Raw genomic sequence first — 21,765 nt, 5'->3', positions numbered from 1 at the left:
TTTTTGATATATTATTAATTAATAGTTTTTATTAAATTTTTTTATGTGATTAATTGGATAAATCACCAAATTTCATTTGTAAAGCAGTGACTGCTGCAATTGCAGCTGTTTCTGTTCTTAAAATTCTTGGTCCTAATTTTACTTGGATAAATTTATGTTTAATAATTTTTTCCATTTCTAATGATGAAAACCCACCTTCAGAACCAATTAATAATCGTATACAATTAATATTTTTTGGTAATTGATTAACATTAGTTGAAGATCTCGGATCTAAAACAATTTTTATTTCATTTGTATTTGATTTTGTACACCATATATTAATATCTTCTGCATTATTAATTTTAGGAATAATATTACGTTTACATTGTTGACATGCGGAAATGATTATATTTTTCCAATAAATATTTTTTTTCAAAATATTTTTTTTATTTCTATTAATATTACAATATTTTGACAGTATCGGCGTAATCATATGAACACCTAATTCAACAGACTTTTGAATAGCAAAATTCATTTTTTCATTTTTTGAAATAGCTAATCCTAGATGAATTAATAATAAAGATTCAATATTTTTTTTTTCTTTTTCTAATACTAAAATAGTTGCTATTTTTTTTTTAATTTCGATAATTTTAGATAAAAAAACATAATTTGTATCATTAAATATTTCTAATTTCTCTTGAATATTCATACGTAATACTTTGATGATATAATGCGTATTAGATACATTTAATATCACTTTTTCATGAATTTTTAAATCTTTATTAATATAAATACGTGGAATTCGATTTTTCATTTTTTAAAAGAATCACTCTTTATTTGTGACATTTTTTATAAACATAATTATTATGATTACCTTGTACTTTAAATATTAAATTTTCTCTTATACATTCCCATTTAGTGACTGGAAAGGTATTGTTCCATTTTATAAATAGTTTTTTTTCTTTCGCAGATAATTTAATATTATATATTTCACTCATATAAAAATAAGTTCTAGCTATTGCACCACGAGCTTTTTTAGGTGGTTCTACTAATTTCTTTTTGAAATCTATTTTCACGCTACATTTTCCATATTGTTTAATATCGCTGCTAAATTCACTATACATAAAATTAGAACGATCTGCGTTGATTTCCCCAATAGAAGGCTGTAAGTTATGCAAATCAAATTCAATATTTTGATAGTTTCTATCTTTAATGCATTTTTTTCTACCTCCTTTTTTCCAACATTTTTTTTGATGTCCAAATTTCCATGCTGGAACAACATGTTCCCATTCAATTCTCATTGCTCGATTTTTATTTTTACGGATTTTATATCCACATGATGATAAGTTAGGAATACCTTTTTTATTATTCCAAATAATTTTACATCCGCAATAGAATGTTCCAGGGGCGTTTTTATGTATTTTAATCGCTAAAATTTTAGCTTGATAAAAATTTTTTATATTATTTTTTTTTATGTCATTTTTCTTAATAATAATTAAAAAAAAAACATACTAATTAAGATAAGAAATATTTTTTTAATCATTTTATATTAAAAGTTACATTAAATTGTTATTGTTTATTTTTTATTTTAAGAATATTTTATTTGAGTGTTATTTCAGATAAAAATATTTAAAATATATATTAACATATATTTGAAAAAAAGTGTTTTGTTTAAAAATACTAAATTATTTAATTAAAAGGAATCTAAAATATAATGAATGAATACCTATTTACATCAGAATCAGTTTCAGAAGGTCATCCAGATAAAATTGCAGATCAAATTTCTGATGCTTTACTAGATGAAATTATTAGACAAGATGTCAAAGCAAGAGTTGCTTGTGAAACTTATGTTAAAACAGGAATGGTTTTAATTGGAGGTGAAATTACAACGACTGCTTGGGTAGATGTTGAAGAAATTACTCGAAATACTATTAATAATATTGGTTATATTAATTCGGAAACAGGTTTTGATGCTAATTCTTGTGCTATATTAAGCGCTATAGGTAAACAATCACCTGATATTAATCAAGGGATTGATCACTCTGATCCTTTAAAACAAGGTGCTGGAGACCAAGGTATTATTTTTGGTTATGCTACTAATGAAACGGAAGTGTTCATGCCTGCTCCAATTACTTATGCACATTTATTAGTTAAAAAACAATCTGAATTAAGAAAAAAAAATATTTTATCTTGGTTAAGACCTGATGCTAAAAGCCAAGTAACATTTAAATATAAAAATGGAAATATAATGGGAATTGATACAGTTGTTTTTTCAACTCAGCATAAAGAAAATATTAATCAAAATATTTTAAAAGAAGCTGTTATGGAAGAAATTATTAAACCAGTTTTACCAAAGAAATGGTTAACAAAAAATACTAAATTTTTTATTAATCCTACTGGAAGATTTGTTATTGGAGGACCAATGGGAGATTGTGGTTTAACAGGTCGAAAAATTATTGTCGATACCTATGGTGGAATGTCTAGACACGGTGGAGGAGCTTTTTCTGGAAAAGACCCATCTAAAGTAGATCGATCTGCAGCATATGCGGCTAGATACGTAGCTAAAAACATTGTAGCAGCAGGTTTAGCTGATCGCTGTGAAATTCAATTGTCATATGCTATTGGAATAGCGGAACCTACTTCTATTATGATTGAAACATTTAGAACTGGAAAACTTAGTAATAAAGCGTTAATTAATTTAGTACGAGATATTTTTGATTTACGTCCATACGGATTAATTAAAATGCTTAATTTACTTCAACCTATTTATCTTAAAACATCTGTATATGGACATTTTGGAAGAGAAGAATTTCCATGGGAAAAGTTAGATAAAGTAGATGAATTATCTCGATAAAAATTTTATAAGATTTAATATATATATTTTCGGAAAAATCATTTCTGTTGATATCTTAATAGTAACATGGATAATTATATTAAATTATTAATAATTTCCCATGTTAATTCAGCATGGGAGAAATTTATTTTTTTAGATAATCTTTTAAAGATAATTTTTCATTTTTTTCTATTTCTATTTGTTTTTGATGAGAATTCATAGCTTCGTCTTCAAAAATTTTTTTATGTGAATTATAAAAAAATTGATGTATAAATTTATTGTGATATATTTTAGCTAAATTTAACCCTGTTTGTTTTGTTTTGTTATTTTCAATAAATAGTTTTAAAAATTTAGCTGAATAAGTTAATTCTGGATATTCAAAGAAAAGTATTTTTTTATCACATACTTTTTGATATTCTGAACTTTTTAGTTGATCGTCAAGAATAGTAGCAATTTTTTTTAAATCTTGAAATATTCTTTTACCAATTTGTTTTAATTTATACTGTTTATTTGCATTCACATAAATTTTTTGATTTGGTTTTCTTCCTTCAAAAATAGTTTTTTTCCAGTTTTCCGTAATAAAATAAAAATCTGTTTTTTTTACCTTAGGAGCATTTATTAAAGAACACCAAATTAAAAATAAATCCAATAAAAGTATTTGATTTTTATTAATTCCAATTGATGAAAATGGATTGATATCTAAAGAACGTATTTCTACATATTCGATTCCTCTATTTTTTAGAGCATCTAAAAGTGATTCTCCATGATTAGTTTGTCTTTTAGGTCTTATTTGCGTATATAACTCATTTTCTAACTGTAATATATTAGTATTTAATTGTTGAAATTCTCCACGTTTATTTTTTAACCCTAAATTAGAAAATTTTTTAGATGGAGTTTGCATTGCTTTTTTTAAACATCGAATATACGACTCTAGATCATTAAATGTGATATTTAGATTTTCAATAGAAGTACTTGTATATCCTATATCACTTAGCCTCAATGAGGTTGACCAAGGTAAATATAATATACCTTCTTTATTTTTTTGAAATTTATATTCTTTATTTTGTAAGAAATGTTCTAATATTGCAGGGGATGATCCAAATAAGTATGGAATAATCCATCCAAATCTATAGTAATTACGAATTAAATTTAAATAACCTGATGAGATATTATCTATGTTATTTTTGTTTGTTGTTTCCCAAAATGTTATTGGTAATGAAAAATTGTAATGTATGCCTGCAATAGTATTTTTTAAATCACCATATCTTGTTTTCAAACCTTTCCTGTAAAGACTTTTTAATGCTCCGTAGTTTGAAGTTCCATACCTTGCTATTTGAATTTTTGTTGATTTTTTATAGTTATATGGAATACTAAAAGGCCACATGAATTCTTTTGGGTTTTTATATGCTACGAAAGAATGAAGATCTTTCAAAAATGTTAATAAATCATTTATATTATTAGTATTTGGTGTAACAAATTCTAATAAATTTTCAGAAAAATCAGTTGTAATCCATGGGTTAGTTAATGCAGAACCAATTTGATATGGGTGTGGATCATTTGAAAAATCTCCATTTTTTTTAATTCTTAGAGTTTCTCGTTCAATGCCCCGACAAATATTTTTTAATATTGATGAATTTTTTTCTAGCCAAGTAATTTTTTTTGAGATATCCTCTATCAACTTTTTCTCCTAAGTTTCAATTTTTAATTTTTTAAAAAACGTTTTTATCAAGGATAATAAATTCTTGGTTAGATTTTTGCATCCGGAAGGATTCGAACCTCCGACCTCTCGGTTCGTAGCCGAGTGCTCTATCCAACTGAGCTACGGATGCAATTTTCCGCCGGTGAAAGAGGGATTTGAACCCTCGATGCAGAGTTTTTCTGCATACTCCCTTAGCAGGGGAGCGCCTTAAACCACTCGGCCATTTCACCTATTTTTTATTATTTTAATTTTACTTTCTTTTAAGTATAAGTCAATTTTTTTTTTAAACAAATAAAAAACTACAAAAAATTGTTAACGTATAAAATGCATCTTACTTGATTATAGTAAGATGCAATATTTACTATTAATTTTTTTGTTGTTTTTTTTCAGCTTGAATACGTTGATATATTTCTTCGCGATGTACTGAAATTTCTTTAGGAGCATTTACACCAATACGAACTTGGTTACCTTTTACTCCCAATACTGTTACAGTGATTTCATCGCCAATTATCAATGTTTCGCCAACTCGACGAGTTAGAATAAGCATTCTTTGTTCCTTGAAATAAAAGAGTTCATCCTATCTGATTCCTTGAGTTAAATAATATAGAACTAAATTTAAACTTTAAAATACTCAAATAATATAGTATTATATTATATTGAAATATATTACATGATTATATATTAATGTAGTTTTAAATTAAGTATATTTTTCAATATAATTATTCACGAACATGATTTTTTTTATTTTCTAACTTTAAAGTAACCCATAATTTAATAATTTTTAAAATCTTAGATAGATTTATTATATTAAAACTTCCACCTTCAGCAATTTCTTTTTTTCCTCCTCCCTTTCCATTAGTATGTTTAATAAAGATTTTAATAATTTCGAGTGCAGTTAAATAATTAGTTAAATTTTTAGTCACTCCGGTAATGATGTTGTAATGATTATTATTTTTATTTATAAAAATAATAATTATATTTTGAAAATCTTTTTTTAATTTATCAATCATGAATCTTAATGATTTATGATTATAATTATTGAATATATTAATTAATAATTTTACTCCTTTTATATTTTCAATATTATTAATTATTTTTTGAACTTGATATGTATTTTCTTTTTCTTGAAAAATATTTACTTGGGTTTCTAAGCTTTTAACTTGTGTTATTAATTTATTTATTTTTTCTTTAAAGTTGATACTTTTAGTTTTTAAAGCAGTGGATATATTTTCTATTTCATTTTCTTTGATATGTAAAAAATTTATTGCTTGGGATGATGTTATAGCTTCTATTCTTTTTATACCAGACGATACACTTGATTGTTCTATTATTTTAAATAATCCAATATTCCCAGTTCTACTAGTATGTGTCCCCCCACAAAGTTCTATAGAAAATTTTTTAATTGATATAACTCGAACAATAGCATCATATTTATTTTCAAATAATGCCATTGCTTTTGTTTTTTTTGCTTCTTCTAAACTGCAATATTGAACTTTGATTAAATTGTTTTTGCATATTTCTTCATTTACAATATTTTCAATTTTTTGTATATCAGATAAGCGTATAATGTTAGGATAAGAAAAATCAAATCTTAAACGTACATTAGTAATTAAAGATCCTTTTTGAGTAACTATATTCCCTAAAACTTGACGCAATGCAGCATGAAGTAAATGAGTAGCAGAATGATTTATTTGGATTTGATTCCTATAAAATTTATTAATTTTAGTATATAAAAAATTATTAATTTCAAATTTTCCTATAATTACTTTTCCAATATGTCCAATTGTATTTCCATATTTTTTTGTATTTTCAACTATAAAACATGAACTTTTATAATGTAATTTTCCGATATCACCTATTTGTCCTCCAGATTCTGGATAAAAACACGTTTTATCAAGAAAAATAATACCTTTTTCACCTTCTGAAATTGATGAAACTGATTTTTTATTAATATAAATATGTTTGATCAATGCTTTAATTGTATTTTTTTTATAGCCTTCAAAATTGCAAGTATCATTAATATTTATTATTTGATTACAATTTTTATAAAATTTACTTCCTATATTCGATCGTTTTTTTTGTTTTTCTTTTTCTAAATAATAACTATTAAGATCTACTTTTATTCCTTTTTCACGACAAATATCTAATGTTAAATCTACAGGAAACCCAAAAGTATCATAAAGATAAAAAATAGTATTTCCAGAAATTTCTTGATTAGATGCTTTTTTTATTTCTATATTTAATATTTTTAATCCTTTTTCAAGAGTTTCTGAAAATTGCATTTCTTCTATTTTTAATATTTCTTTAATTTTTTTTTCTTTTCCTTTTAAAAAATTAAAATTTTCACTGATATTTTCAACAAAATAAGGAACAATTTTATAAAAAAAATTTTTCTTTATGCCAATTTTGTAAGCATGTCTTAACATTCTTCTAATAATTCTTCTTAAAATATATCCTCGATATTCATTTGATGGGATTACATTTTCATAAATAAGAAATATACAGGATCTAATATGATCTGAAATTATTTTTAAAGATATATTATTTAAATTAGTTGTTTTGCTAAAATACGAGATTTTTTCGATTAATTTTTTAAAAATATCAATTTTATAATTTGATTTTACGTTTTGTAAAACAGAAGCGATTCTTTCTAACCCCATGCCTGTATCTATAGATTTATATTTTAGAGGAATTATTTTTTTTGAAGATACACGATTATATTCTATAAAAACAATATTCCAAATTTCAATAAAATATTCGTTTTTATTTTCTAAGAATTTAGAAAAATCATGATTTTTTTTTATATCATAATTATAAAATATTTCAGTACATGGACCGCATGGTCCGGTTTCACCCATTTGCCAAAAATTTTCAGAATTATATTTACAATTATTTTTATCACCTATTTTAATGATATGTTTAGGAGAAACTTTAATAATATTAAGCCATATTTCATATGTTTCTTCATCATTTTGATATACTGAGATCCATAGCTTATTTTTATCAATATTAAACCATTTTTCAGATGTTAATAATTCCCATGCATATATAATCGCTTCTTTTTTAAAATAATCATTAAAGCTAAAATTACCAAGCATTTCAAAAAATGTATGATGTCTTTCGGTATATCCTACATTTTCTAAATCATTATGTTTTCCTCCTGTTCTCAAACAACGTTGTGAAGTAGTGACACGAGAATATTTTTTTTTTTTAGGATTTAAAAAAAAATCTTTAAATTGATTCATTCCTGCATTAGTAAATAGCAATGTAGAATCATTTTTTGGAATTAAAGAACTGCTTGGAAGAATAGTATGCCCTTTGTTTTGAAAAAATTGTAAAAATTTTTTTCGTATTTCATTTGTTGTATTTTTCATATTTTTTAATTTTTTAAAAATAATATTTACGCTATTAAAGTATTTTAAAATATAATTTCAATTTATTGTAAATTAAAATTATTTTATTAAAAATTAAAATATAAAAATATTTTTATATTTTATTTCATAAAAAATTTTAAATTTTATTTAGTAAAATAATTTTAGATATTTTTTGAGCAGTATTAAATATTTTTAATTTAATAAAAGATTCTTGCATATACTTTAATGCTTCTTTTGCACATAGAATTTCTGGATATTTTTGAAGTATTTCTTCACCTCGGTTAATAACCGCTATATATTCTTTTTGTTTGAAATAATATTTTAATATTTTCAAATCATGATTTGACAAACGTTGTTTTAAAGTAAATAAATCGTTTTTTACATTTACAATATAAATACTTTTAGGATAACGATATAAAAAATTTTTTAATTGAAAAAAAGCTTTTTTTGCGTAAATAGGATCACTTTTATAACTTTTGATAGTTAAACATTTTAAAAAAATATTTTTATCAAGTGATATATCTATTAAGCTTTGTAGATAAAAAATATAATCAATATTTGGATGTTTCGGATATAGTTTTATAAATTCATCTATATTTTTTTGCGCCATATTAAAGTTTTCAACTTTATAATAAGCATAAATTAAATTAATCTGAATTTTATCTGAGTAAAAATTAGAAATATTTTTTTTTTTCATTTTTTCTAAATGAAATATTGCACTATTAAATTTATTTTCTTTGAGTTCTTTGCGACAATATTCATAAAATATTTTTTCTTGAATAAATATTTTTTGTTGCGTATTTTGAGAATTCGCTGAAGAATATATAAATAGCAGTATTAACATGACTAAAATGTTTTTTTTAAGTATCATAATATGTTTTCTATAATTTAATAAAATTTTATATTAATAATATTTACTATATTAATATATATTAGAATATCATATTCTATAAAAATTCAAGGTTTAGATTAAATATATTTTTAAAATAAGGGTTTTATATTGAAAAAAAAAATAAGTATACTAGCTCCTTATTCTTCGATTTCGGGAAAGAGATTAGATCAAACTATTTCTAAATTATTTCCACAGTATTCTCGTTCTTGCTTAAAAAATTGGATTCTTATGAATCTCGTGTATATTAATGGTCAAATAGAAAAAAGACCTGATAAAAAACTATTAGGAGGTGAAATAATCACTATTTATCCCATTATCAAAAAAATCACCTCTAATTTACCAGAAAACATTTCTTTAAATATTATATATGAAGATAATAATATATTAGTCATAAATAAACCTTCTGGTTTAGTTGTACATCCTGGGGCTGGAAATGAAACTGGTACAGTTTTAAATGGATTATTGCATTATTATAAAAATAGCCAGTATTTACCTCGATGTGGTATTGTTCACCGATTAGATAAAAATACAAGCGGTTTAATGGTCATAGCAAAAACAGTTTGTGCATATTATTATTTAGTACAATCATTAAAAGATAAAAAAGTTATTCGAAAATATCAAGCTATTGTTAAAGGAAATATGATTTCTGGTGGGATTGTTAACTGCCCTATAATGCGTAACCCTAAAAATAGAATATCTATGATAGTCCATGCATCAGGCAAACCTGCTATTACACATTATAAAATAATTCAGCGTTTTAAATTTTATACACATATCTTATTAAAATTGGAAACAGGTCGAACTCATCAAATTCGAACTCATATGCTACATATTAAGTATCCCTTGTTAGGCGACCCGTTATATAGCGGGATTAACTATTCTAATAATTATTTAAAAAAAAAATGTTTTTATGAAAATCAATTTTTTTCTCGTCAAGCACTACATGCGCATTATATTAAATTTTTACATCCTACTACTAAAAATACAATGAGTTTTGAAATTAGTTTACCTAAAGACATGGAAGCTCTTATTTTAGATCTAGAGCAAGAACTATAAATTTTTATATAATAAAAATATTATTTTTTATAGAACACATTTAAATGTTTGAATAATCTTAATTTCATTTAAAATATACAAAAAGATTAAAGAGTTGATAATTTTATGTCAGAAAATTTAATAGATACAAAATTTTTAGTAAATTATACTAAAGATAATCAAAATATAAAAAAGCCTTTACGTTTATTAATTAAAAAATCTTTAGAAAATTATTTATTAAATTTAGATAATACTATATATATCAATAATTTATATCCATTAATATTATCTGAACTTGAACAACCATTATTAGATGTAATTATGCAGTATACACGCGGAAACCAAACAAAAGCTGCTTTAATGATGGGTATAAATCGAAGTACTTTACGAAAAAAATTAAAAAAATACGGTATGAATTAATTTTTTGAAAGTTTTATAGGTTGTAGATTTAATTGCACTTTCGACAAGTTTATAACAAAGAAGGTGCAAAAATTAAAATAAAAATTTTATTTTTTTATTAAACATCTTTTAGAAATGGTTTTTAATGCCCAATAGTAACCTTCTAAACCTAATCCTGTAATTACACCTTGTGAGATATCAGAAAACCATGAATGAGAACGAAAGTTTTCTCTACTATAAATATTAGAAATATGAACTTCAATAAATGGTATGGAAATTGCAATTAAAGCATCTCTTATTGCTATACTAGTATGTGTGAAAGCTGCCGGATTAATTATAATATAATTAATATTGTTTTTTTTAGCAGAGTGTATTTTTTCAATTAATTTATGTTCTGCGTTTGATTGTATATGACTTAATAATATATTTAATTTTTCTGATTTTTTTATTAATGTTTTTATTAAGTCTGATAAAGTATTATTTCCATATATATGAGGTTCTCTCGTTCCTAAAAGATTTAAATTAGGTCCATTTATTAGTAAAACATTTATTTTTTCTTTCATGTTCGACTCGATAAAGTAATTAAATTAATTTAAAATTTTAAAATTATATTTTATAACAAATTTTTAAGATTATATATAATATTTTTATAAAAAATATTTTTTATTTTTTATTTTTATATTTTATAATACAAATATAATAATATTTTAAACATTTAAGTGAGTTCAAATGACATTGGAATCAGTTAGCGAATCTTTATTGACTTTAAATAAATTAAATCGTCAAGATCTTTTTGAAATATTGGAAGATATCTCTTCTCATAGTTTAGATTATGGAGATTTATATTTTCAATCTCGTATTTGTGAATCTTGGGTTTTAGAAAATCGAATTATTAAAGAAGGATTCTATCATTTCGATCAAGGCGTTGGTATTAGAGCTATTTCCGGAGAACAAACAGGATTTGCATATACAGATCAAATATCAATAGAAGCTGTTAGAAAAAGCGCTCAAATGGCGAAAAGTATAATTGATGGAAAACAGAAAAAAATAAAATTGAAAATGTTTGTAGATCAAAAACAAAATTCTTTTTATGATGTTTTAAATCCGTTAGAAAAATTCACTTCTAGTGAAAAAATTAATTTACTTCATAGAGTAGATTATATTGCTCGTAATTTTGACAGCCGTGTAGCACAAGTCAACGCTACTCTAACTGGATCTTATGAAAAAATTTTAGTTGTTTCTACTGATGGAAATTTATCTACAGATATACGACCATTAGTTGAGTTTAGAGTTAGTGTTTTAGTTGAAGAACGCGGAAAAATAGAACGAGGAAGAAGCGGAGGGGGGAGCCGTACTAATTATAATTTTTTCTTAAATAAAGATGATTTTTTTGAAGAAACTAGAGTTGATTATTGGACTAAAGAAGCTGTTCGTATAGCTTTATTAAATTTATCTTCAAAAGAAGCTCCTTCTGGTACTTTTCCGGTAGTTTTAGGAGCGGGATGGCCCGGTGTTTTACTCCATGAAGCTGTAGGACACGGTTTAGAAGGTGATTTTAATAGAAAAAGAACATCAGTATTTACTAATATGATGGGGAAAAAAGTTGCTTCAGAATTATGCACTATTATTGATGATGGAACAATAAAAAACCAACGTGGATCGTTGAATATTGATGATGAAGGAGTTTTCGGTCAGTGCAATATATTAATTAAAAATGGTATTTTAAATAAGTATATGCAAGATAAACTTAACGCTCGTTTAATGGGCACTGAATCTACTGGTAACGGTCGGCGTGAATCCTATTCTCATTTACCAATGCCAAGAATGACAAACACATATATGTTACCTGGTACATCTAAAATAGAAGATATTATTAAAAGTATTGATTATGGAATATATGCTGTTAATTTTTCAGGTGGTCAAGTAGATATAACTTCTGGGCAATTTGTTTTTTCGACATCAGAAGCATTTTTAGTTAAAAAAGGAAAAATTTCAACTCCTATTAAAAATACTACATTAATAGGATCTGGTATCGAAGTTATGAAAAAAATATCTATGGTTGGTAATGATTTAAAAATGGATCAAGGTATGGGAATGTGTGGAAAAGAGGGTCAAAATATTCCAGTAGGTATAGGACAACCTTCTATTAAAGTAGATGAATTAACTATAGGTGGAACTATTTAGAATTTTAAAAAAATATAAAATTACTCTAGTGCAGTCAAGAATAACGTCGTGACTGCATATTAATTATTTTAAAAAATTTACTTAATTTTTTCTTTAATTCTAGCAGATTTTCCAGTACGTGTTCTAAGATAATATAATTTTGATTTTCTAACTAATCCTTTTCTTTTTACAATAATATTATCAATGTTATAAGAATGAGTTTGAAAAACTCGTTCTACAGCTTCTCCATTTGAAAATTTACGTATAGTAAAAGATGAATTTAAAGATCGATTTTTTATTGCAATTATTATACCTTCAAAAGATTGCAAACGTTTTTTAGCTCCTTCAATTACCCATACTTTCACTTCTACTGTATCTCCAGGACGAAAATTAGGTATATTTTTTTTGAGTTGTTCTTTTTCTATATTATTTATTATATTTGTCATTTTTACCTCTAAATAAAATTATTAAAAGTGAATGATATTTTTATTTTTTGTTTTTTTTAAATGTATTTAAAATAATTTTTTCTTCTTTCTGTAAAATTTTTTTTTCTAATAAATCTGGTCGTTTTTCTAAAGTTTTTTCTAAGGATTTTTTTAAACGCCATAAACGAATTTTATCGTGATTACCAGAAAGTAATATTTTTGGAACTGTCATATTATAAATTTTTTTTGGTCGAGTATAATGTGGGTAATCAAGTAAATTATCATAAAAAGATTCCTTTTCTAGTGATTTTTTTGTATTAATCACACCAGGAATAAATCTGGAAATAGCATCTATCATTACCATCGCAGCAAGCTCTCCACCGCTAATTATATAATCCCCTATCGACCATTCTTCGTCTATTAAAGAATCTATGATTCTTTCATCTATACCTTCATATCTTCCACATACAAAAATAATTTTTTTTCTTTGAATTAACTGAAAAATATTATTTTGATTTAATTTTACTCCTTGTGGAGATAAATAAATCACTATAGCGTCTTGTAACAAAGATTTTGCATGTTTAATTGATAGATATAATGGTTTTACACTCATTAACATTCCTGGCCCTCCTCCGTAAGGACGATCGTCTATAGATTTATATTTGTGTTCAGTAAAATCTCTTGGATTTAAAAAACTAAGATCAATAATTTTTTTTTGAATTGCTTTTCCAGTTACCCCATAATTTGAAATTGCAGTAAACATTTCTGGGAAAATGGTAATGATATAAAATGATATTAATGTTTGATTGTCTTTTTTTTTGATTGATATATCATATTTTAATTCCATTGGACTTTTATAATTTTATTTGTGATATCTATACTTTTTACTATTTTTTCAGCAATAAATGGAATCATTATTTTTTTATTATTTTTTGTAAAATCATTCTTTATAAGAAGAGTATCATTATATTCATGACTGATTAAATCAGTTACTATTCCTAGGTATTTATTTTGTATATTAAATACTTTACATTTGATAATATCATTCCAATAATATTCATTTTTTTTAAGTTTTGGAAGTTGACTTTTATCAATAAAAATCTCAGTATTAGTCCATTTACTAGCTAATGATCTATCTACAATATTATTAATTTGAATAATAAAATGATTATTATGTTGTTTCCAATTTTTTAGTTGAATAGTTTCCCATGTTTTATTTTTTAAAATAAACCAGGGAAGATAACTAAATATTTTTTCTTTAGTTTCTGTAAAAGAAAAAAAATTTATCCAACCTAGTATTCCGTAAACTTTTCCAATCTTACCAACTAAAATAGGATCGATTAGTTTATTTAATTTTATATTTATAATATTTCCTTATTTTTTTTGAATGATTTAATTAGTTTTTTAGATCGATCTGATAATTGTGCTCCATTTTTGATCCAATACATAATACGATTAATATTTAATTTTATAGAAGTAGTGATATCTTTCGATAGCGGATTAAAGTAACCTAATTGTTCAATAAAACGACCATCTCTAGAAAAACGACTATCTGCTGCTACTATTTTATAAAAAGGACGTTTTTTATTTCCATATCGAGCTAATCGAATTCTTACCATTTTTTTCTCCTTAAACTTGTTTAATAATGAAAATATACTTTTCGTTTAATTAATAAATTCAATTATTTTAATATATTTTAAAAACTTTTGGGCAACATATTTTTGATATTTCGAATAATTTTTCCAATTCCGTTACTTTTAATTTTTTTCATAATTTTTTGTATATCATTAAAATTTTTTAATAATTTATTTACATCTTGAATTTTTGTTCCAGATCCTAAAGCAATTCTACGTTTACGAGAGCCTTTTATAATTGATGGATCACTTCTTTCTTTAGGTGTCATTGAATATATTATTGCTTCTATTTTATTTAGATTATTTTTATCGTTTTGTAATAATGGGTTGTTATGTGGTATATTATTATTCGTAAACTTATCTATAAAATAATTTAATCCTCCTATTTTCCTCATTTCTTTAATTTGAACTAAAAAATCATTTAAATTAAAATTATGACCTTTTTGTAATTTTTTAGTTAAAATTTTGGCTTGAGATTGATTAATTTTTTCTTCAATATCTTTAATAATAGATATAACTTGGTTCATCCCTAAAATTTTATCAGCTATACGTTCTGAATTAAATATTTCCAAATTTGTTAATTTTTCTCCTGTTCCTATAAATTTAATAGGTTTTTTAGTAATATATCGCATTGACAATGCAATTCCACTTCTTGCATCGCTATCAGTTTTAGTTAATATAATACCTGATATAGATAAATATTTACTAAAATTTTTTGCCATATTAATTGCATCTTGACCCATCATGGCATCGACTATTAATAATGTTTCAATAGGTTGAGAAAAATTTTGTATTTGCTGTATTTCCTCCATCATTATTTCATCAATATGTAAACGTCCTGCTGTATCTATTAATAAAATATCGTATAGTTTTAGTTTTGCATATTGAATTGCTTCTTCTGTTATATTAATTGGTTTTTGATGAATATTAGATGCATAAAAATTTATATTAATTTGATTAGATAAAATTTCAAGTTGTTTGATTGCAGCGGCACGATAAACATCAGTTGATGTAATAAGTATTTTTTTTTTATGTTTATCTTGTATCCATTTAGCTATTTTTGCTGTAGTAGTAGTTTTCCCTACTCCTTGTAAACCAACTACTAATATTACTGCTGGTGGACAAATAGATAGATTTAAATCATTGTTTTTTTCACCCATAGCTAAAATCAATTCATGTCGTACAATTTTTATAAATTCTTGTCCAGGAGTAAGGCTTTTGTTGATATCCTGACCGATTGATTTATTTGTAACATTTTTTATAAATGTTTTTATTACTGATAATGTAACATCAGCTTCTAAAAATGCTTTTCTTACTTCTCTTATGGTATCTTTAATATTTCCTTCTGTGAGTCTTCCTTTATTGATAATATTACGAAAACTTTTTGAGAGACGTTCAGTTAAGCTACTAAACATATTTCTTACTCTTTGATAAATTAATATTAAATTATTTGTAGTGTTATAATTAAAGTATTTTAATTAATTTTTAAAATATTTTAAATTTATAAATGTTTACGAATTATATAACTAAAATAGTTGTTTGCTTCTGTTAGGATAGCAACCTAATATTTTTATAAATTTAGTAATTTTTTGTATTTTATTAAGAATATTTTGTATTGTATTAGATGATAAATTTTTTTCAATATCAAAATAAAATATTTTTTCTTTATTATTAGGATTATAAAAAGTTAATATTTTTACAATAATTCTTTTTTTTTCTAAAGTTAAAATTATTTCAGAAAGTTCTTTTGTTTTTTCTTTTAAAGCAAATACAATTGTAGTTTTGACTTGTATATCTGAATAAATTTTGCAAGGTTTTTTCGATAAACAAATAAATCTAGTTACATTATTGGTTTTATTTGATATATTTTTACATAAAATTTTTAATTTATAAATTTGACTTCCTATTTCACTTCCTAAAACAGCATTAGTAATTTTATTGTGTTTAATAATTTTTTTCATTGCATCAGTTGTACTATCAGTATATTTAATTTTCCAATTTGGAAATTTACTAATAAAATTACTACATTGTTTGAATGGTTGAGGATGACTATATACTTTTTTAATAATATTAAATTCAACGTTTTCTATTGCTAATAAGCAATGATTTATATCAACATGAACTTCTCCAACAATCAACAAATTTGTACTTTTTAAAATGTTAATTATCTCATTAATAGGACCGGAACAATTATTCTCTATTGGTAAAATAGCATAATTTGACTCATTGTTTTCAACCGATTGAACAACTTCTTCGAAATTTGAACATTCTTTTCTAATAATTTTTTGTGCATTCTGTTTTTCATATTTAGATACAGCACTATGTGAATAAGATCCTTTAGAGCCAAGAAATGAAACAATAATTGTATTAGTGTTTTTTTTATTTTGAAATTTCTCTAATAATATTTTTTGAGTAAGTATAGATTCTTCAATTATTAATTGAAATAAACGTTTTATATAATTAGTGTTTAAATATTGTTTTTTTCCTAAACTAGTTAGATTAGATAGTAAATTTTTTTCACGATCTATATCACGTATAGGTTGATTATTTTGTATTTTAGACTGAGCAATTTTTAATACTAATTTTTTTCTTTGTGCAAGTAACATAACTATTTTTTTATCAATATTGTTAATTTCATTGCGAAAGTTTAATAAATCATTTTTAGACAACATAGTATATTTTACCTGTTTTCACCTATTAAATATCTAATATGTTTCATATTAAAATTAAAATAAAATATTTTTTACTTAATTAGTGTTCATTTTTTGATATAAAAATAACAATAGAATATATAATATACTATTTTTTATATAAAAAAATGTGTTGTTTTTTAAAAAAAATGTTAAATATTTTTTTAAAAATATTTTAATAGGTATTATAGATGATAATATAATTGCTCTATCTTATTAACTTTAATCATAGTATTATTTTTAAATATATTATTTTTAATTGGTGATGTAATGAAAACTTTTTCAATCAAAGAAAAAAATATTAAGAGAGATTGGTTTTATGTTGACGCTACTAATAAAGTCCTAGGAAGATTTGCTAGTGCCTTGTCTTTACGTCTTAGAGGAAAACATAAAGCTCAATATACACCGCATCTTGATGTTGGGGATTATATTATAGTTTTAAATGCCTCTAAAGTATTAGTTACAGGAAAAAAGAAGAGCAATAAAATTTATTATCATCATACAGGTTATATTGGTGGGATAAAAAAATTGACATTTGCAGAAGTTATATTAAAAAATCCAGAAAAAATTATTAAAGTAGCAGTAAAAGGGATGTTACCAAAAGGACCCTTGGGGCGCTTAATGTTAAAAAAGTTAAAAGTTTTTTCAGATGAAAAACATAATCATATAGCGCAATGTCCTCAATTTTTAAATATTTAATAGGGTTATATTAAAATACATGATGAAAATTCAAAATTATGGAACTGGTCGTCGTAAAAGCTCTTCTGCTAGAGTCTTTTTGAGACCTGGAACAGGTCAAATAGTTGTAAACAAACGTTTGTTGAAGGATTACTTTGGTCGAGAAACTTCTTGTATGATTGTTCGGCAACCTTTAGTGTTAATAGATATGATGAGTAATTTTGATTTTTATATTACAGTAAAGGGAGGAGGAATTTCTGGACAAGCTGGTGCAATTAGACAAGGAATTACTCGTGCTTTAATTGATTATGATCAATTATTACGTAGTGAATTAAGAAAGTCTGGATTTGTTACACGTGATTCACGACAAGTAGAACGAAAAAAAGTCGGTTTTCGTAAATCCAGGAAACGAATACAATTTTCTAAACGTTAAAATTAAATAATAATAGTTATCTTAAAGAACTTGGTTTTTTATAATAAACCGAGTTCTTTCATTGATTTTTCATAATTTTTATATTTTTATTTTAAAAAATTAAAAATTAAACAAATGAATTTAAAAAAATTTTATTTTTTTAAATAATACAGGATATCGGAACATAATTTTTTTGTTCCTATTTTTTGGAGAGAAGAAATTAAATAGTATGGTTCTTGTATATTTAAATCATTTTTAATTTTTTTTATAAATTCATTTATTTGTAAAGTTGTCATTAAATCAATTTTATTAAAGATTAAGAATCTTGGTTTTTTGTATAATTTTATACTATATTGCTTTAATTCATATAATACAGATTTAATATTTTCTATTGGATTAGAAAAGTCCGAAGGAAACAAATCAACAATGTGAAGTAATATTTTACATCTTTCTAAATGCTTTAAAAAATGAATACCTAGTCCTTTTCCCATAGATGCACCTTGAATAATACCTGGAATGTCTGCTATGATAAACTTTTTATTTTCTATTTCAACACTTCCTAAAATAGGACTTAGTGTAGTAAATGGATAATCTGAAATTTTTGTTTTAGCACCAGATATATTTTTTACCAAAGTTGATTTTCCAACATTGGGCATACCTAATGTCCCAACGTCGGCTATTAACAATAATTCTAGTTGTATATGTCTTTTTTCTCCTATTGAACCTAATGTTCTTTGTCTTGGTGTTCTATTAATTGAAGATTTAAACCGAGAATTACCTAAACCATGCCAACCTCCTTTTGCGATAAGTATTTTTTGTTTATTTTGTATTAAATCATCTATTATCTCACGTGTTTGATAATTAATTATTTTAGTACCAATAGGAACATAAATGGTGATATCATGTCCTTTTTTTCCAGAGCAATTTCTTTTAAATCCATCTGTTCCATGTTCAGCTTGAAATATTTTTTTAAATCTAAAATCTATAAGAGTATTTAAGTTATTATTTGATTCTATCCAAATATTTCCTCCATCTCCGCCATCTCCACCATCTGGACCCCCTTTAGGAATATATTTTTCTCTTCTAAAATGAATACACCCATTTCCCCCATTACCTGCTATAACTTGAATAATAGTTTGATCAATAAATTTCATGTAAATTCCTTATTTTAAAAAATAATTATAATTTTAAAAAGTATTTAGAAAAAAAATAATACCCCTCAGCAAAGGGGTTTTTGGAAATAGTAATTTTTTGATGTTTTTTAGTTAATAATATTAATATATGTTCTTTTTTTTATTCCTTTTTTTTTAAATTCTATTTTTCCTTTAATCATTGCAAAAATAGTATGATCTTTGCCACAACCTGTGTTTTTTCCGGGATGAAATTTAGTTCCTCTTTGTCTTACAATAATACTGCCTGCTGATACTAATTCACCTCCAAAATGTTTTATTCCTAATCGTTGAGCATGAGAATCTCTTCCGTTTCTTGTAGAACCACCAGCTTTCTTATGTGCCATGTTATTTCTCTATATGATTAATATTTATAATTTTTACACTAGTAAAATGTTGACGATGCCCTTGTTGTTTTTTATAATGTTTACGACGATTAAATTTTATTACTTTAATTTTTTTAGATCTCCCATGATTTTCAATACACGCTTCAACCTTAGTTCCATTTAAAAAAGGACATCCTATTTCTGTTTTATCTTTATTTGAAACCATTAGTACATTTTTAAATTCAACTATTGAACCCGTTGGATCGTTTAATTTTTCTATTTGAATTACTTGATTTTTTTTAACTCGATATTGTTTACCGCCACTTAAAAAAACTGCATACATATAACACTCCAATGATGTTTATTTGTTTTTAATTAATAAAAGATTAATAATTCCTTGTATAAATTAGAAAGTTGAAATATTATTATATATATTTCATATCATATTGAATATTTGCACCTAATTGATTTAATTTTTTCGGAAATGATTCATATCCTCTTTTGAAATGATGAATATTATTCACTACTGTAATTCCTTTTGCAATACATCCGGCTAAAATTAATGTAGCGGAACCTCTTAAATCAGTAGAGAAAAGATTTTTAGAAGATAATTTTGAAACTCCTTTACAAATAATATAATTTTTTTTAACTTCTATTTTAGCACCCATTTGAATTAATTCATTCGCATAAGTAAAACGATTTTTAAATATGTTTTCAATAATAATACTTTTACCTTGAGAAATACTATTTAATAAAGTGAATTGTGGTTGCATATCAGTTGGAAATCCTGGATATGGAGATGTTGAAATATTTACTGCTTTCGGTATTTTTCCTTTCATATCTAATTTAATCCAATCTTTTCCAATTGTAATATTTGCGCCAGTTTCAGATAGTTTTTTTAACACATTTTTTAAGTATTTTGGTTCAGTTTTGTTGCATATAATTAATCCTTTAGAAATTGCAGCAGCTATTAAAAAAGTTCCTGTTTCAATTCTGTCTGGCATCACTTTATGATAACCTCCACGCAACCTAACAACACCTGTTACATATATTTTATTACTTCCTGCACCACTAATATTAGCTCCTAAGGTATTCAAGAACGTCGCTACATCAATAATTTCCGGTTCTTGAGCGGCATTTTCGATAATTGTTAAACCTTCTGCTAACGTTGCTGCGCTCATAACAGTAATAGTTGCTCCAACGCTAATTTTTTCCATATAAATATGCTTTCCCTGAAGAGGTTTTTGAGCAATTGCAATAATACAATTCTCTTTTTTTATGATTTTAGCTCCTAGTGCTATTAAACCTTTTAAATGAAGATCAATAGGTCTAAAACCTATGTCACACCCGCCCGGAAAAAATATCTTAGCTTTACCAAAACGCATTAAAAGAGGGCTTAACATCCAAATAGATGCTCTTATTTGTTTTATTAGATGATATGGCGCGTAATATATATTAATATTACTTGTATCAATATATAAAATTTTATTTTTATTTTTTATTTTTGCTCCTAAAGATTTAAGTAATTTAACTGCTATGCTAATATCTTGGATTTGTGGAACATTATTTATTTCAATTTTTTCTTTTGTTAATATTGTCATAAATAAAATAGGTAAAGCAGCATTTTTAGAACCAGAAATTAAAACATTACCATTTAATTTTTTATTGCCTTCTATGTATATTTTATTCATTCATTATCGAATCTCTATTAATTTTTAAAATACTTAACTAAGATTTTTTTTGTTTTTTTTCCATTCTTCTATTGTATATGTTGTGATAGATACAGCATGAATTTTTTTTTCTATAATCATATTTATTAAAGGCGAATAAATTATTTGTTGTCTTTTTACTTGGTTCATTCCCTTAAATATATCTCCTACTGCGATTATTTTGATATGATTACTATCTCCTGTGGCATATATTTTTTCTAAGGTTAATTTTTGATTTAATATTGATATTATTTTTTCATTATTCATTTTAAATATACTGTAAATTAATTTTGTTAAAATATAAAAATTTTTCAATTTTATATATAGGAATATATTTTAAATCTTTTT

At 24.3% G+C, this 21,765-nt stretch carries 24 protein-coding genes and 2 tRNA genes; 6 read left to right on the top strand and 20 right to left on the bottom strand.

Annotated elements, in window-relative coordinates; genetic code table 11:
* Positions 1-49 precede the first annotated feature (49 nt).
* Positions 50-793, bottom strand: coding sequence for a 16S rRNA (uracil(1498)-N(3))-methyltransferase (locus D9V63_RS02065; RefSeq protein WP_158368934.1), 744 nt, complete (start codon positions 791-793; stop codon positions 50-52).
* Between the two features lie 19 nt (positions 794-812).
* Positions 813-1,475, bottom strand: coding sequence for an endonuclease (locus D9V63_RS02060; RefSeq protein ID WP_158368932.1), 663 nt, complete (start codon positions 1,473-1,475; stop codon positions 813-815).
* A gap of 218 nt (positions 1,476-1,693) precedes the next feature.
* On the opposite strand from D9V63_RS02060, the gene metK reads away from it, so the two are divergent.
* Positions 1,694-2,833 carry a methionine adenosyltransferase gene (metK, locus tag D9V63_RS02055; protein ID WP_158368930.1) on the top strand — a complete coding sequence of 380 codons (1,140 nt, stop codon included), beginning with the start codon at positions 1,694-1,696 and terminating at the stop codon, positions 2,831-2,833.
* Between the two features lie 124 nt (positions 2,834-2,957).
* On the opposite strand, the gene gshA is transcribed toward metK, so the two are convergent.
* The 6 genes from gshA to D9V63_RS02025 form a co-directional block, all read right to left on the bottom strand.
* Positions 2,958-4,490, bottom strand: coding sequence for a glutamate--cysteine ligase (gene gshA / locus D9V63_RS02050; protein ID WP_158368928.1), 1,533 nt, complete (start codon positions 4,488-4,490; stop codon positions 2,958-2,960).
* 77 nt (positions 4,491-4,567) lie between these two features.
* Positions 4,568-4,641: transfer RNA gene (locus D9V63_RS02045), tRNA-Arg, on the bottom strand.
* A gap of 10 nt (positions 4,642-4,651) precedes the next feature.
* Positions 4,652-4,741 (bottom strand) — tRNA-Ser (locus tag D9V63_RS02040).
* A 134-nt stretch (positions 4,742-4,875) separates the two neighbouring features.
* Positions 4,876-5,058 carry a carbon storage regulator CsrA gene (gene csrA, locus D9V63_RS02035; protein WP_158368926.1) on the bottom strand — a complete coding sequence of 61 codons (183 nt, stop codon included), beginning with the start codon at positions 5,056-5,058 and terminating at the stop codon, positions 4,876-4,878.
* A 172-nt stretch (positions 5,059-5,230) separates the two neighbouring features.
* Positions 5,231-7,885, bottom strand: a complete 2,655-nt coding sequence (gene alaS / locus D9V63_RS02030) for an alanine--tRNA ligase (protein WP_158368924.1) — start codon at positions 7,883-7,885, stop codon at positions 5,231-5,233.
* A 136-nt stretch (positions 7,886-8,021) separates the two neighbouring features.
* Positions 8,022-8,756, bottom strand: a complete 735-nt coding sequence (locus D9V63_RS02025; protein ID WP_158368922.1) for an outer membrane protein assembly factor BamD — start codon at positions 8,754-8,756, stop codon at positions 8,022-8,024.
* A 126-nt stretch (positions 8,757-8,882) separates the two neighbouring features.
* Here D9V63_RS02025 and rluD point away from each other — a divergent pair, with 126 nt between their 5' ends.
* Positions 8,883-9,833: a 23S rRNA pseudouridine(1911/1915/1917) synthase RluD gene (gene rluD / locus D9V63_RS02020; protein ID WP_158368920.1), complete on the top strand. Its 951-nt coding sequence runs from the start codon at positions 8,883-8,885 to the stop codon at positions 9,831-9,833.
* Between the two features lie 105 nt (positions 9,834-9,938).
* Positions 9,939-10,232 (top strand): DNA-binding transcriptional regulator Fis, encoded by a 294-nt coding sequence (gene fis / locus D9V63_RS02015; protein WP_158368918.1) that lies wholly within the window; start codon positions 9,939-9,941, stop codon positions 10,230-10,232.
* A gap of 86 nt (positions 10,233-10,318) precedes the next feature.
* Here the strand turns inward: fis and aroQ are convergent, their stop codons facing one another.
* Positions 10,319-10,774 carry a type II 3-dehydroquinate dehydratase gene (gene aroQ / locus D9V63_RS02010; protein WP_158368916.1) on the bottom strand — a complete coding sequence of 152 codons (456 nt, stop codon included), beginning with the start codon at positions 10,772-10,774 and terminating at the stop codon, positions 10,319-10,321.
* Between the two features lie 166 nt (positions 10,775-10,940).
* On the opposite strand from aroQ, the gene tldD reads away from it, so the two are divergent.
* Complete coding sequence (gene tldD / locus D9V63_RS02005) at positions 10,941-12,395, top strand: metalloprotease TldD (RefSeq protein WP_158368914.1); 1,455 nt, start codon at positions 10,941-10,943, stop codon at positions 12,393-12,395.
* A gap of 77 nt (positions 12,396-12,472) precedes the next feature.
* On the opposite strand, the gene rplS is transcribed toward tldD, so the two are convergent.
* The 6 genes from rplS to D9V63_RS01975 all read right to left on the bottom strand — a co-directional run bounded on the left by rplS (position 12,473) and on the right by D9V63_RS01975 (position 17,105).
* The gene (gene rplS, locus D9V63_RS02000) at positions 12,473-12,820 is read right to left on the bottom strand and encodes a 50S ribosomal protein L19 (RefSeq protein ID WP_158368913.1); all 348 of its coding nucleotides are present in this window, start codon (positions 12,818-12,820) and stop codon (positions 12,473-12,475) included.
* A gap of 40 nt (positions 12,821-12,860) precedes the next feature.
* Entirely contained in the window at positions 12,861-13,622 is a 762-nt protein-coding gene (gene trmD, locus D9V63_RS01995) for a tRNA (guanosine(37)-N1)-methyltransferase TrmD (RefSeq protein ID WP_158369285.1), read from the bottom strand.
* A 14-nt stretch (positions 13,623-13,636) separates the two neighbouring features.
* Complete coding sequence (rimM, locus tag D9V63_RS01990; RefSeq protein WP_261979555.1) at positions 13,637-14,116, bottom strand: ribosome maturation factor RimM; 480 nt, start codon at positions 14,114-14,116, stop codon at positions 13,637-13,639.
* A 44-nt stretch (positions 14,117-14,160) separates the two neighbouring features.
* Positions 14,161-14,418 (bottom strand): 30S ribosomal protein S16, encoded by a 258-nt coding sequence (gene rpsP, locus D9V63_RS01985; protein WP_158368912.1) that lies wholly within the window; start codon positions 14,416-14,418, stop codon positions 14,161-14,163.
* A gap of 77 nt (positions 14,419-14,495) precedes the next feature.
* Positions 14,496-15,848, bottom strand: coding sequence for a signal recognition particle protein (ffh, locus tag D9V63_RS01980; protein ID WP_158368911.1), 1,353 nt, complete (start codon positions 15,846-15,848; stop codon positions 14,496-14,498).
* A gap of 111 nt (positions 15,849-15,959) precedes the next feature.
* A complete protein-coding gene (locus tag D9V63_RS01975; RefSeq protein WP_158368910.1) occupies positions 15,960-17,105 on the bottom strand; it encodes a chorismate mutase in 1,146 nt (381 codons plus the stop codon).
* Between the two features lie 288 nt (positions 17,106-17,393).
* Here D9V63_RS01975 and rplM point away from each other — a divergent pair, with 288 nt between their 5' ends.
* Positions 17,394-17,822 (top strand): 50S ribosomal protein L13, encoded by a 429-nt coding sequence (gene rplM, locus D9V63_RS01970; RefSeq protein WP_158368909.1) that lies wholly within the window; start codon positions 17,394-17,396, stop codon positions 17,820-17,822.
* Between the two features lie 19 nt (positions 17,823-17,841).
* Positions 17,842-18,234 carry a 30S ribosomal protein S9 gene (gene rpsI, locus D9V63_RS01965; RefSeq protein ID WP_158368908.1) on the top strand — a complete coding sequence of 131 codons (393 nt, stop codon included), beginning with the start codon at positions 17,842-17,844 and terminating at the stop codon, positions 18,232-18,234.
* Positions 18,235-18,365: 131 nt separating this feature from the next.
* Here rpsI and cgtA read toward each other — a convergent pair whose 3' ends face one another.
* The 5 genes from cgtA to D9V63_RS01940 all read right to left on the bottom strand — a co-directional run bounded on the left by cgtA (position 18,366) and on the right by D9V63_RS01940 (position 21,684).
* Positions 18,366-19,367 carry an Obg family GTPase CgtA gene (gene cgtA / locus D9V63_RS01960; RefSeq protein WP_158368907.1) on the bottom strand — a complete coding sequence of 334 codons (1,002 nt, stop codon included), beginning with the start codon at positions 19,365-19,367 and terminating at the stop codon, positions 18,366-18,368.
* 107 nt (positions 19,368-19,474) lie between these two features.
* A complete protein-coding gene (gene rpmA, locus D9V63_RS01955) occupies positions 19,475-19,729 on the bottom strand; it encodes a 50S ribosomal protein L27 (protein WP_158368906.1) in 255 nt (84 codons plus the stop codon).
* 1 nt (position 19,730) lies between these two features.
* Positions 19,731-20,051: a 50S ribosomal protein L21 gene (gene rplU / locus D9V63_RS01950; RefSeq protein WP_158368905.1), complete on the bottom strand. Its 321-nt coding sequence runs from the start codon at positions 20,049-20,051 to the stop codon at positions 19,731-19,733.
* Positions 20,052-20,133: 82 nt separating this feature from the next.
* Positions 20,134-21,399, bottom strand: coding sequence for a UDP-N-acetylglucosamine 1-carboxyvinyltransferase (gene murA / locus D9V63_RS01945; protein ID WP_158368904.1), 1,266 nt, complete (start codon positions 21,397-21,399; stop codon positions 20,134-20,136).
* Positions 21,400-21,432: 33 nt separating this feature from the next.
* A complete protein-coding gene (locus tag D9V63_RS01940) occupies positions 21,433-21,684 on the bottom strand; it encodes a BolA family protein (RefSeq protein WP_158368903.1) in 252 nt (83 codons plus the stop codon).
* Positions 21,685-21,765: the final 81 nt, after the last annotated feature.

Source organism: Buchnera aphidicola (Aphis nasturtii) (genome assembly GCF_005083345.1).
Classification (GTDB): domain Bacteria; phylum Pseudomonadota; class Gammaproteobacteria; order Enterobacterales; family Enterobacteriaceae; genus Buchnera; species Buchnera aphidicola_R.
Note: the sequence above shows the minus strand (reverse complement) of the source record. Positions and strands in the feature narration are given on the sequence as shown.

Coding starts and splice junctions, on each gene's coding strand:
- metK (WP_158368930.1), top strand. CDS start 1,694: ATGAATGAATACCTATTTACATCAGAATCAGTTTCAGAAGGTCATCCA.
- rpmA (WP_158368906.1), bottom strand. CDS start 19,729: ATGGCACATAAGAAAGCTGGTGGTTCTACAAGAAACGGAAGAGATTCT.
- rpsI (WP_158368908.1), top strand. CDS start 17,842: ATGATGAAAATTCAAAATTATGGAACTGGTCGTCGTAAAAGCTCTTCT.
- fis (WP_158368918.1), top strand. CDS start 9,939: ATGTCAGAAAATTTAATAGATACAAAATTTTTAGTAAATTATACTAAA.
- rplS (WP_158368913.1), bottom strand. CDS start 12,820: ATGACAAATATAATAAATAATATAGAAAAAGAACAACTCAAAAAAAAT.
- D9V63_RS02065 (WP_158368934.1), bottom strand. CDS start 793: ATGAAAAATCGAATTCCACGTATTTATATTAATAAAGATTTAAAAATT.
- rpsP (WP_158368912.1), bottom strand. CDS start 14,418: ATGGTAAGAATTCGATTAGCTCGATATGGAAATAAAAAACGTCCTTTT.
- csrA (WP_158368926.1), bottom strand. CDS start 5,058: ATGCTTATTCTAACTCGTCGAGTTGGCGAAACATTGATAATTGGCGAT.
- rplM (WP_158368909.1), top strand. CDS start 17,394: ATGAAAACTTTTTCAATCAAAGAAAAAAATATTAAGAGAGATTGGTTT.
- aroQ (WP_158368916.1), bottom strand. CDS start 10,774: ATGAAAGAAAAAATAAATGTTTTACTAATAAATGGACCTAATTTAAAT.
- tldD (WP_158368914.1), top strand. CDS start 10,941: ATGACATTGGAATCAGTTAGCGAATCTTTATTGACTTTAAATAAATTA.
- D9V63_RS02025 (WP_158368922.1), bottom strand. CDS start 8,756: ATGATACTTAAAAAAAACATTTTAGTCATGTTAATACTGCTATTTATA.
- alaS (WP_158368924.1), bottom strand. CDS start 7,885: ATGAAAAATACAACAAATGAAATACGAAAAAAATTTTTACAATTTTTT.
- D9V63_RS01940 (WP_158368903.1), bottom strand. CDS start 21,684: ATGAATAATGAAAAAATAATATCAATATTAAATCAAAAATTAACCTTA.
- murA (WP_158368904.1), bottom strand. CDS start 21,399: ATGAATAAAATATACATAGAAGGCAATAAAAAATTAAATGGTAATGTT.
- cgtA (WP_158368907.1), bottom strand. CDS start 19,367: ATGAAATTTATTGATCAAACTATTATTCAAGTTATAGCAGGTAATGGG.
- ffh (WP_158368911.1), bottom strand. CDS start 15,848: ATGTTTAGTAGCTTAACTGAACGTCTCTCAAAAAGTTTTCGTAATATT.
- D9V63_RS01975 (WP_158368910.1), bottom strand. CDS start 17,105: ATGTTGTCTAAAAATGATTTATTAAACTTTCGCAATGAAATTAACAAT.
- rplU (WP_158368905.1), bottom strand. CDS start 20,051: ATGTATGCAGTTTTTTTAAGTGGCGGTAAACAATATCGAGTTAAAAAA.